This is a genomic window from Methylobacterium sp. WL6 (genome assembly GCF_008040095.1).
Taxonomy (GTDB): domain Bacteria; phylum Pseudomonadota; class Alphaproteobacteria; order Rhizobiales; family Beijerinckiaceae; genus Methylobacterium.
The window spans coordinates 1-9,059 of record NZ_VRVH01000183.1; the positions used below are offsets into that span (position 1 = coordinate 1).

General features: G+C 72.5%; 10 protein-coding genes and 2 pseudogenes. 4 read left to right on the top strand and 8 right to left on the bottom strand.

What is annotated here, in order from left to right; genetic code table 11:
* From FV230_RS19595 to FV230_RS19605, 3 genes and pseudogenes are all read right to left on the bottom strand, one after another.
* Nucleotides 1–389 (bottom strand): annotated as a pseudogene (locus FV230_RS19595) (shikimate dehydrogenase); the annotation flags it as partial.
* The gene (locus tag FV230_RS19600; RefSeq protein ID WP_147843580.1) at nucleotides 386–1,435 is read right to left on the bottom strand and encodes a cation diffusion facilitator family transporter; all 1,050 of its coding nucleotides are present in this window, start codon (nucleotides 1,433–1,435) and stop codon (nucleotides 386–388) included. The pseudogene FV230_RS19595 and the gene FV230_RS19600, both read right to left, overlap by 4 nt.
* Before the next feature lie 9 nt (nucleotides 1,436–1,444).
* A complete protein-coding gene (locus FV230_RS19605; RefSeq protein WP_147843581.1) occupies nucleotides 1,445–2,089 on the bottom strand; it encodes a Maf family nucleotide pyrophosphatase in 645 nt (214 codons plus the stop codon).
* A gap of 231 nt (nucleotides 2,090–2,320) precedes the next feature.
* Between FV230_RS19605 and FV230_RS31375 the strand changes: the two genes are divergently transcribed.
* On the top strand, nucleotides 2,321–2,584 hold the full coding sequence (locus tag FV230_RS31375; protein WP_348642153.1) for an addiction module antidote protein: 264 nt from the start codon (nucleotides 2,321–2,323) through the stop codon (nucleotides 2,582–2,584).
* Here the strand turns inward: FV230_RS31375 and FV230_RS19620 are convergent.
* On the bottom strand, nucleotides 2,571–3,401 hold the full coding sequence (locus FV230_RS19620; protein WP_147728162.1) for a pyruvate, water dikinase regulatory protein: 831 nt from the start codon (nucleotides 3,399–3,401) through the stop codon (nucleotides 2,571–2,573). The two genes, FV230_RS31375 and FV230_RS19620, sit on opposite strands and share 14 nt — an antisense overlap.
* Nucleotides 3,402–3,998: 597 nt before the next feature.
* Between FV230_RS19620 and FV230_RS19625 the strand changes: the two genes are divergently transcribed.
* Together FV230_RS19625 and hemJ are read left to right on the top strand one after the other, a co-directional pair.
* The gene (locus tag FV230_RS19625; RefSeq protein WP_147843582.1) at nucleotides 3,999–5,156 is read left to right on the top strand and encodes a uroporphyrinogen decarboxylase; all 1,158 of its coding nucleotides are present in this window, start codon (nucleotides 3,999–4,001) and stop codon (nucleotides 5,154–5,156) included.
* A 289-nt stretch (nucleotides 5,157–5,445) separates the two neighbouring features.
* Nucleotides 5,446–5,892: a protoporphyrinogen oxidase HemJ gene (gene hemJ / locus FV230_RS19635; protein WP_147728164.1), complete on the top strand. Its 447-nt coding sequence runs from the start codon at nucleotides 5,446–5,448 to the stop codon at nucleotides 5,890–5,892.
* Nucleotides 5,893–6,035: 143 nt separating this feature from the next.
* On the opposite strand, the gene FV230_RS19640 is transcribed toward hemJ, so the two are convergent.
* Together FV230_RS19640 and FV230_RS30890 are read right to left on the bottom strand one after the other, a co-directional pair.
* A complete protein-coding gene (locus tag FV230_RS19640; RefSeq protein ID WP_147728165.1) occupies nucleotides 6,036–6,323 on the bottom strand; it encodes a hypothetical protein in 288 nt (95 codons plus the stop codon).
* Between the two features lie 148 nt (nucleotides 6,324–6,471).
* Nucleotides 6,472–6,573, bottom strand: a pseudogene (locus FV230_RS30890) (IS5/IS1182 family transposase); the annotation flags it as partial.
* Nucleotides 6,574–6,763: 190 nt separating this feature from the next.
* Here FV230_RS30890 and FV230_RS19645 point away from each other — a divergent pair.
* On the top strand, nucleotides 6,764–7,120 hold the full coding sequence (locus FV230_RS19645) for a lysozyme inhibitor LprI family protein (RefSeq protein ID WP_147843583.1): 357 nt from the start codon (nucleotides 6,764–6,766) through the stop codon (nucleotides 7,118–7,120).
* Between the two features lie 262 nt (nucleotides 7,121–7,382).
* Here the strand turns inward: FV230_RS19645 and hisG are convergent, their stop codons facing one another.
* Both hisG and FV230_RS19655 read right to left on the bottom strand, forming a co-directional pair.
* Nucleotides 7,383–8,378, bottom strand: coding sequence for an ATP phosphoribosyltransferase (gene hisG, locus FV230_RS19650; RefSeq protein WP_243932811.1), 996 nt, complete (start codon nucleotides 8,376–8,378; stop codon nucleotides 7,383–7,385).
* On the bottom strand, nucleotides 8,375–9,059 hold a 685-nt coding region (locus FV230_RS19655), incomplete at its 5' end, for an ATP phosphoribosyltransferase regulatory subunit (RefSeq protein WP_187275559.1). The genes FV230_RS19655 and hisG, both read right to left, overlap by 4 nt.

The window sequence follows — 9,059 nt, forward strand, 5'->3', positions numbered from 1 at the left end:
GCCCCGAGCACCAGCGCGGTGCCGGCCCGTTCGGGCCAGCCTTCGCCGAGGTTCCGGTCGAGATGCGCGGCGAAGCCCGGCGCGTCGGTGTTGTCGCCGGCGATGCGCCCGTCGGCGCCGACGACCAGCGTGTTGACCGCGCCGATCGCCCGCGCTCGCGGCGTCAGGCTGTCGCTCAGCGCGAAAGCCGCCTCCTTGTGCGGGATCGTGACGTTGCCGCCGGCAAAACCCGATTCCGGTAGCCGGCGAAAGAACTCGGCGAAGTCCGCCGGCGCGACGGCGATGCGTGCGTAGCTGCCGGCGATCCCGTGCTCGGCCAGCCAGTGCCCGTGGATCAGCGGCGAGCGCGAATGCGCGATCGGGTGGCCGACGACGAAGGCGCGCCTCACGCGACGCACTCCCGCGCGAGGAGGCAGGGCGGCCCGCCGGCCTCCTCGATCTGCACCGTGGCGTGGGCGATGCCGAAGCGGGCGCGCAGGGCCTCGGCGATCTCCACGAGGAAGCCGTTGCCCGGATGGCCGTCCGCCATCACGAGATGGGCCGTCAGCGCGATCTCGGTGGTGCTCATCGGCCAGATGTGGAGGTCGTGCAGGCCCAAGACCCCGGGACGGGCGCCGAGATAGGCGCGCACCGCGTCCGGGTCGATGCCCGGCGGCACCGCGTCGAGGGACATCGCGACGCTGTCGCGCAGCAGGCCCCAGGTCGCCCAGACGATGAGCCCGGCGACGACGAGGCTGACGGCGGGGTCGATCCAGTCGAGGCCGGTGGCGAGGATGATCAGGCCGGCGAGCACGACGCCGGCCGAGACCGCGGCGTCGGCGGCCATGTGCAGGAAGGCGCCGCGGATGTTGATGTCGCCCTTGGCACCCGACGCGAACAGCCAGGCGGTGACCCCGTTCACCAGGATGCCGAGGCCGGCCACCACCATCACCGTGGTGCCGGCCACCGGCTCGGGATGGATCAGGCGCGAGACCGCCTCCCACAGGATCGCGCCGGTGGCGACGAGCAGGAACACGGCGTTGAACAGGGCGGCCAGGATCGAGGAGCCGCGCAGGCCGTAGGTGAAGCGCGCGGTCGAGCGGCGCTTGACCAGCACCGAGGCGACCCAGGCGGCCACCAGCCCGAGCACGTCGGAGAGGTTGTGGCCGGCATCGGCCACCAGCGACATCGAGTTGGCGGCCCATCCATAGCCGGCTTCGATCACCACGAAGGCGGCATTGAGCCCGATGCCGATGGCGAAGGCACGTCCGAAGCTCGCCGGCGCGTGGACGTGGCCGTGGCCGCCATGACCATGTCCGGCATGACTGTGCCCGGCATGGTCGTGACCCGCGTGGTCATGCGCACCGTGATCATGGCCGGCATGGTCGTGGCCCCGGTCGTGCCCCGCATCGGGATGCCGGTGCCCGGCAGGGTCGTGGTGATCGTGTCCCGCCATGTCGCGTCCCTAGAATGCCAGGAGGCCCTTGGCCCGCAGCCGCGCGAGCAGCGGCAGCAGCGGCAGGCCCAGGATGGTGCTGTGGTCGCCCTCGACCCGCTCGAACAGATGGATGCCGAGCCCTTCGAGCTGGTAGCCGCCGACGCTCGCCCGCACGCGCTCCGCGCCCGCCAGCGCCACATAAGTCGCGATCGCCTGGGGATCGAGCGGGCGCAGGGTCAGGCGCGCGGTCTCGACGAAGCTCTCGACCGCGCCGTCCTGCGCCAGGGCGACCGCCGCGTGCAGGGCGTGGGTGCGCCCGGCCAGGCGCGCCAGCTGCGCGCGCGCCGCGTCCAGGCCCGCGGGCTTGTGGAACACCGCGCCGTCGCAGGCGAGCACCTGGTCGGCCCCGACGACGACGCGGCCGGGATGCCGCCCGGCGACCGCCACCGCCTTGGCCTCGGCGAGCCGCAGCGCCAAGGCCTCGGGCGAAAGGGTCCCGGACGAAGTCCCGGGATCCGGGCCGGCGCAGGCCGCCTCGACCGCGCGCTCGTCGACGCCCGGCGCCGTCGTCTCGACGGCCAGGCCGGCGCTCTCCAGCAGCATCCGCCGCGTCGGGCTGGTCGAGGCGAGGAGGAGCGGCGCGGACCCGAGCCAGGGGGAGGAAGGCTGCATCCCGCCGGAGTGTCACGGATCGGCGCGCGCCCGCAAGCCGATCGTCGCCGGGCGCGACGCGCAAAGCCCCGCCGTCCGGGATGAACCGGGCGACGAGGCCGGCGGGACCGATACGCGACGCTGGCCCCGAGACGGGTCTACCGCGACCCGGGTTAGCGGGTGGTCAACGGGGTGGGTGCGGGCGGGTGTGCGTTGCGGGACGGGCCGTGGGCCCAGCATCGGGCCGACGAAGTGTCGCTTCGAAGCTGCATCGCTGCTCACGCCGGCGATACGCCGCCCGCGCGTCCTTGCCGGAAGGCGGCGCGCGCCCACGGAATGGCCCGGATCGCCCAGGCGACCGGCCGATCGCGGGAAAGCCTCTATCGCGCCCTGTCGAACCGCGGGAATCCGCAGCTCGCGACCTTCATGGGCGTGCTCCGGGCCTCGGGCCTGGAGCCCAGCATCCGCCCGGCCGGCAGCAGGGCGGGCGTGAGGGCCGGCCTCACGCCGCGATGAACTTCAGCCGGTGGTCGCGGTAGAGGTCGAGGATCGCGGCGGCGGTCTCCTCGATCGAGCGGCGGGTGACGTCGATGGTCGGCCAGCGGTTCTTGCTGAACAGGCGGCGCGAGGCGGTGATCTCGTCGGCGACCGCGTCCTTGTCGACGTACATCGAGGAATCGTCGGCCTTGAGGCTGAGCAGCCGGTTCTGGCGGATCTGGACGATGCGCTCGGGCGACGCGATCAGCCCGACGACGAGGGCCTTGCGCACCCGCTCCAGCGCCGGCGGCAGCGGCATGCCGGGCACGAGCGGCAGGTTGGTGGTCTTGAGCCCGCGGTTGGCGAGGTAGATCCCCGTCGGCGTCTTCGAGGTGCGGCTGACCCCGATCAGGATCACGTCGGCCTCCTCGAGGTCGTCGGGCAGGTTGCCGTCGTCGTGGGCCAGGGTGAAGTTCATCGCGTCGATGCGCTTGAAGTACTCCGCGTTGAGCGTGTGCTGCGCCCCCGGCCGCGCCGCCTTCTGGGTGCCGAGGTAGGATTGCAGCAGGTTGTGCACCGGCTGCAGCACCGACAGGCAGGGCGAGCTCGATTCCCGGCACGCGCTCTCCAGCCGCTCGCCGAGATCGCCGCCGACGAGGGTGTAGAGCACGAGGCCCGGCGCCGCCTGGATCTCCGAGATCACCCGCTCGAGCTGCGGCCCGGAGCGCACCAGCGGGTAGACGTGCTCGATCGCCGAGACGCCCTCGTACTGCGCGGCGGCCGCGCGGCCGACGTTGATCAGGGTCTCGCCGGTGGAATCCGAGACGAGGTGGAGGTGGAAGTAGCTGCGGCTCATATCCGTGCCCCTCGCCGCCCGCACGCGTCCCCGCAGGGCGCCGACCGCATCCGGCGGCCGGAGGAGACGATGTCGGAACGCGCGGCCGCTCGAAGCATCCGGTCTCCTCGGAATCGGGAAAAGGGGACGAAACGCCCTTATCCACCGCCGGCCGTCAGGGGAGTCGATGAGTGTGGATAGGATGGCCCGCCGGCCCGGTCCAGCCGGAGACCGCGAAATCCATCGACTCCGGCGTCAACAGGCCGTCATGATCGGCATGGCGGAATCCGTGCGCCTGGGAGAATCCGGGACGCAGGCACGCGCACGGCTCCGTCGCACCGCGCAAGGCGCTGGCGGGACTGGCCTATCGCAGACATTAGCGGCAATCCGTTAAAGCCTGCTTAACGGCGTTGCGGCCGGGAGAGCCTGTGGACACGGTTGCGATCCCGTGACTCAGCCTCCAAGAGAAAAAACAGAGTCCTAGAATCTCTCTTCTCTAAGATAGAGCCGGCCTGGGGACGGCCTCGTCGCGCCGCGACGGGGACCGGACGAACGGGCCTTTCGAGAACGAGACCTGAGCCCGGCAGGGCGGAACGGGAGGCGGCATTGGGGGACAGGATGACCACGCAGGGCACGGTGCAGGGTGGTCCCGACCGCAAGGTCCTCAGGGTGCTCGCCGGCGAGGCGGTCTCGCCGCCCCCCGCCTGGATGATGCGCCAGGCCGGGCGCTACCTGCCGGAGTACCGGGCGACGCGGGCGGAGGCCGGCTCGTTCCTGGACCTCTGCTACAGCCCGGACTTCGCCGTCGAGGTCACGCTGCAGCCGATCCGGCGCTTCGGCTTCGAGGCCTCGATCCTGTTCTCGGACATCCTCGTGATCCCGCACGCCCTCGGGCAGGACGTCCGCTTCGTCGAGGGCGAGGGGCCGCGCCTCGATCCGCTCGAAGGCCGGGCCGCGTTCGAGCGCCTGCGCCAGGCCGACGACCCGGCGATCTTCGCCCATCTCGCGCCGGTCTTCGAGACGGTGCGGCGCCTGCGGGCGGAGCTGCCGCCCGAGACCACGCTCCTGGGCTTCTGCGGGGGCCCCTGGACGGTGGCGAGCTACATGATCGGGGGACGGGGCACGCCGGACCTCGCGCCCGCCCGTGCGCTGGCCGAGGCCGACACGGGCCTGGTCGACGCGCTGATCGACCGCCTGGTCACCGTGCAGACCGCCTACCTCGTGCGCCAGCTCCGGACCGGCGCCGACGCGGTGCAGATCTTCGAGTCGCATGCCGGCACGCTGCCGCCGGCGCTGCCGCCGGGCACGGCGCTGGTCGAGCCGGTGGGCGACGTCTCCGACAGCGCGCTTCCCGAGGAGACCGAGCGCGACGCGCTGAGCCGCTGGTCGTTCGGGCCGATCGCCCGGATGGTCGCCGGCATCCGCGCCGAGGTGCCGGATGCGAAGATCATCGTGTTCTGCCGCGGCGCCGGGCTCGAGGGCCATGCCCGGGTGGTGCCGGAGACCGGCGCCGACGCGGTCGGCGTCGACTGGTCGATCGACCTCAAGGCCCTGCGCGACCGGGTGCCGGCGACGACGGTGACCCAGGGCAACGTCCACCCCGACACGCTCATCGAAGGCGGCGCGGCCCTCGACGCCGCCGTCGACGCGGTGCTCGAGGCCACCCGCGGCCTGCCGCACATCTTCAACCTCGGCCACGGCATCACCCCGCAGACGCCGGTGGCCCACGTGGAGCAGATGCTGGCGCGGTTGAGGGGCGGCTCGCCGTCCTCCTGAAAAGCGTCCGAGAGGCCGCGCATCCCCTCGCCCCGCCTGCGGGGAGAGGGCCGCGACGACCTCGTCGTCGTCGCGGCGAGGCGGCAGCCGACGGTGAGGGGGCTTCGACGGCGGAGCCTCGTTCGTCCGCGCCCCCTCACCGCCGCTTCGGCTTCGCCGCCGCTTCCCACAGGCACGACGAGGTGCCTGTGGGCCTCTCCCCGCACGCGGGGAGAGGGGAAACGCGCCCTATCCGTGCGATGTCGGAGACGTGCGCCCTGCCCGACCATCCCATCCGGAACCCTCGCCCGTGCTCGACACCCTCTATCCCTGGATCAAGGCGTTCCACGTCGTCGCGGTGATCGCGTGGATGGCCGGGATGCTCTACCTGCCGCGGCTGTTCGTCTATCACGCCGCCCTCCCCCCCGGGCCGGGCGCGGCGGCGCAGTCGGCGACGTTCAAGGTGATGGAGCGGCGCCTGCTCAAGGCGATCATGAATCCGGCGATGATCGTCACCTGGGTGCTCGGGCTGACGCTGGCCTGGACCAGCGGCGCCTACGTCACCGGGTGGCTCCAGGCGAAGTTCCTGCTGGTGCTGGCGATGAGCGGCATCCACGGCTGGCTCGCCCGGATGGTCAAGGACTTCGCCGCCGACCGGAACACCCGCGGCCATAAGTTCTACCGGGTGCTCAACGAGGTGCCGACGCTGCTGATGATCGTCATCGTCGTGCTGGTGATCGTGAAGCCCGGCCTCTAGGGCATGTTCGAGCGCGATGGATGCCGGATGGAAAGACATCTTCGATCGCCGTGCGGCCGCGTCCGCGCGCCGGGTCGGGACGATCCGTCGTCCCGGCTCGGCGCGCACATCGATCGGCTGGCGGCAGACGATCGATCCGGACCTCAGTAGCCCCAGTACCGGAGCCGCTGCGCGTACCCGGCGTCCCGGTAGGACTGAACGCGGCGAACATGGGCGGCGTGCGCGTAGGCATCGGCCGCCGCGTAATCCCCGTACAGCGCCGCGACGTTGGCGGCATGCTGATCGCGTCGGGCCTGGATGGCGCGGACGTCGGCGGCGTGCGCGGCCTGATCCGACGCGTACTGAGCGCAAGCGCCCGTATTCACGAGGACGAGCGCGCCGAGCGCGACAGATACCGACTTGATGGTGGAAGTCTTGCTCTTGATCTTCATGGGAACACCTCAAGGAGCGACGCTTGTTCCGCACGTCGCACCGCGATCACACCTCGCAGCGTGTTAATCCGGCATGAACTACCGCTGGTTGGAAGCTGTCCGGGCGGGGGGATGATCTGGCCGATCCCGAATCCGGTCTCAGCGTGCAGGGCAGGCCTGAGCGCCGCCCGAACGCGATGCCGGCGAGGGCGGTGCGGCGGTCGACGGGAGGCCGTCCGCCTCCGGGGCGGGTCGAGGGAGGCGTCAACACCGGGGCGGCGAGAGCGGGGCGATCGCGGTCCGGAGATCGTCGGCGGAGGTCGAGCCATCCCCCGCCCGACGCGGCTGCGACCGCAGGGGGGCGTTCTGTCGGCGGCTCCGAAAGAAGCGATTTTTCCGTTCGGTTAACCCTGCCGGCATGCGATGGCGAACGCATCGCCGCCGCACCCCGTTGGACCGCCATGACCTTCGCCATCAAGCCGAGCCTCGTCCTGCCCGCCCTCGCCCTCCTGCTGGCCGCCGGGCCGGCCCGGGCCGCGAGCTTCGACTGCGAGGCGGCGAAGGCCGCCGACGAGCGGGCGGTCTGCACCACGCTCGCCCTGAACGACCGCGACGTCGAGATGGCGACCCGCTTCGAGATCCTGAAGGACGTGCTGCCGATGGGCGGCCGCGCCAAGCTGCGCGACGACCAGGAGACTTGGCTCGCCGAGCGCCGCGCCTGCGCCGCCGACACCGCCTGCCTCAAGGCGATCTACGACGCGCGCCTGACGGTGCTGCGCGCGGTGCAGTCGGAATTCGCCAAGCAGGGGCCGCAATAGGCGACCGGTTGGTGGTCCCAACGATGCGGGACCGGGACATGATACGGGAGTTGCGCAAGCCGTACCCGCTCATCCGGGCCGCCCTCTGACATGCGAAAGGAGGCCGAAGCCTCCTCACGCCGTGGGGCGGGGCCTGCTGGAACCCCGCAATGCGCTCCTGCCATCGATGGGGGACGGCAGTGCTACGGCAGGCAGATTGTCACCGTGTCGCCCACGAGAAGACATCTAGCACGGCACGGGGCGTCTTGCCAGATTGCAGCCGCTACAGCCGCGCCAGGAGCCGCTCCGCCAGCGGGTTCTCGGCGGCGAAGGCGTAGTCGATCCGGCGCACGGTGACGGCCCTGGCGCCGGCCCGGACCAGGGCGTCGGCGAGGTCGAACACCGCGTCCGCGGGACAGCGCATCACGATCTCGCCGTCGGCCCCGCGCGGGGCGCCGTAGGGCAGCTCGGCCTCGTGCAGGCCGCTGATGCTGGCGAGGTCGATCGCGCCGGAATCCGGCATCGCGGCGCGGACCTCGCGGGTGGTCCGCGCCCGCTCCTCGGCGGCGATCCGGCCGAGCACGGCGCGCAGCGCGTCGCGCTGGTGGGCGCCCCAGGGCGCGTTGAGCGAGGCGACGAGGTTGGCCTCCGAGCGCAGGATCACCCCGTCGTCGAGGATCTTCAGGGCGTTGGCGGCCAGCGTCGCGCCGGTGGTGGTGATGTCGACCACGATCTCGGCCGAGCCCGCGGCCGGCGCGCCTTCGGTGGCGCCCAGGCTCTCCACGATCCGGTAGTCGGCCACCCCCTTCTCCGCGAAGAAGCGGCGGGTGAGGTTGACGTACTTCGTGGCGATGCGCAGGCGCCGTCCGTGGCGGGCGCGCATCTCGGCGGCGACCTCGTCGAGGTCGGCCATGGCGCGCACGTCGATCCAGGCCTGGGGCACGGCCACCACCACGGTGGCGTTGCCGAAGCCGAGCGGCGTCAGGAGCTCGACCTGGCCGTGCGCGTCGGGCAGCGTCTCGCGGATCAGGTCCTCGCCGGTGATGCCGAGATGGGCCGCGCCCGAGGCGAGCTGGCTCGCGATCTCGGAGGCGGAGAGGTAGCGCACCTCGACGCCGGCCACGCCCACGAGCTTGCCGCGGTAGTCGCGAGCGCCCGCCCCCTGGGCCAGGCGCAGGCCGGCGCGGCCGAAGAAGGCGGCGGCGTTCTCCTGCAGCCGGCCCTTGGAGGGCACGGCCAGCACCAGGGGGGCGTCCGGGATGTCCATGGTCTCGCTCATCGGGCGGCTCCCGCCACGGGTCGGCCGGCTCCCGCCGCGGGGTCGACCCAGCGCGCGACGCGGTCGACCCAGAAGGTGCAGCCGACCGCCGGCTGCGCGGTCGCGCTGCCGAGATGGGTCAGGAGCCCGTCGTAGCGGCCGCCGCCGACCAGCACCGGGCCGGCGCGGTCCGTCGTCGCCGTCACCTCGAAGATGAAGCCGGTATAGTAGTCGAGGTTGCGCGCGAAGGCGCCGGAGAAGCGAAAACCCTCGAGCGCCAGGCCGCGGGCGGCGATGAAGCCGTTGCGCTCCTCGAACAGGTCGAGCGCCGCCTCGAGCGCGTCGTGGCGCAGGCCCGCGTCGCGGACGAGGCCCCGCAGGTCGCGGGCGGCGGCGTCCGGGTCGCCCCCGATCGCGCGGTAGCGGTCGACGAGCGCACGGTTCTCGGCGTTCAGGCCGGCGCCGCCGTTGGCCTGGGCCGCGGCCTTGGCCAGGAACCGCTCGGCGATCTCGCCGGCGCTGCGCCCGCCCACCGCCGAGATCCCGGCGATCGCCAGCACGTCCTCGACGAAGGCGCGGACGCCGCGCGGGTCCTGGCCCTGGATCGCGGCGAGCAAGCCCGCATGCGGGTCCTCGGGCTGGGCGGCGTTGGTGACCGCGTCGAGCGAGCGCCCGGCCGCGAGCGCCCGCAGCGTCCGGCGC

Excerpts from the sequence above, each read along its gene's own strand:
- FV230_RS19600 (WP_147843580.1), bottom strand. The coding sequence starts at position 1,435 with ATGGCGGGACACGATCACCACGACCCTGCCGGGCACCGGCATCCCGAT.
- FV230_RS19645 (WP_147843583.1), top strand. The coding sequence starts at position 6,764 with ATGACCTTCGCCATCAAGCCGAGCCTCGTCCTGCCCGCCCTCGCCCTC.
- FV230_RS19605 (WP_147843581.1), bottom strand. The coding sequence starts at position 2,089 with ATGCAGCCTTCCTCCCCCTGGCTCGGGTCCGCGCCGCTCCTCCTCGCC.
- FV230_RS19625 (WP_147843582.1), top strand. The coding sequence starts at position 3,999 with ATGACCACGCAGGGCACGGTGCAGGGTGGTCCCGACCGCAAGGTCCTC.
- hisG (WP_243932811.1), bottom strand. The coding sequence starts at position 8,378 with ATGAGCGAGACCATGGACATCCCGGACGCCCCCCTGGTGCTGGCCGTG.
- FV230_RS19640 (WP_147728165.1), bottom strand. The coding sequence starts at position 6,323 with ATGAAGATCAAGAGCAAGACTTCCACCATCAAGTCGGTATCTGTCGCG.
- FV230_RS19620 (WP_147728162.1), bottom strand. The coding sequence starts at position 3,401 with ATGAGCCGCAGCTACTTCCACCTCCACCTCGTCTCGGATTCCACCGGC.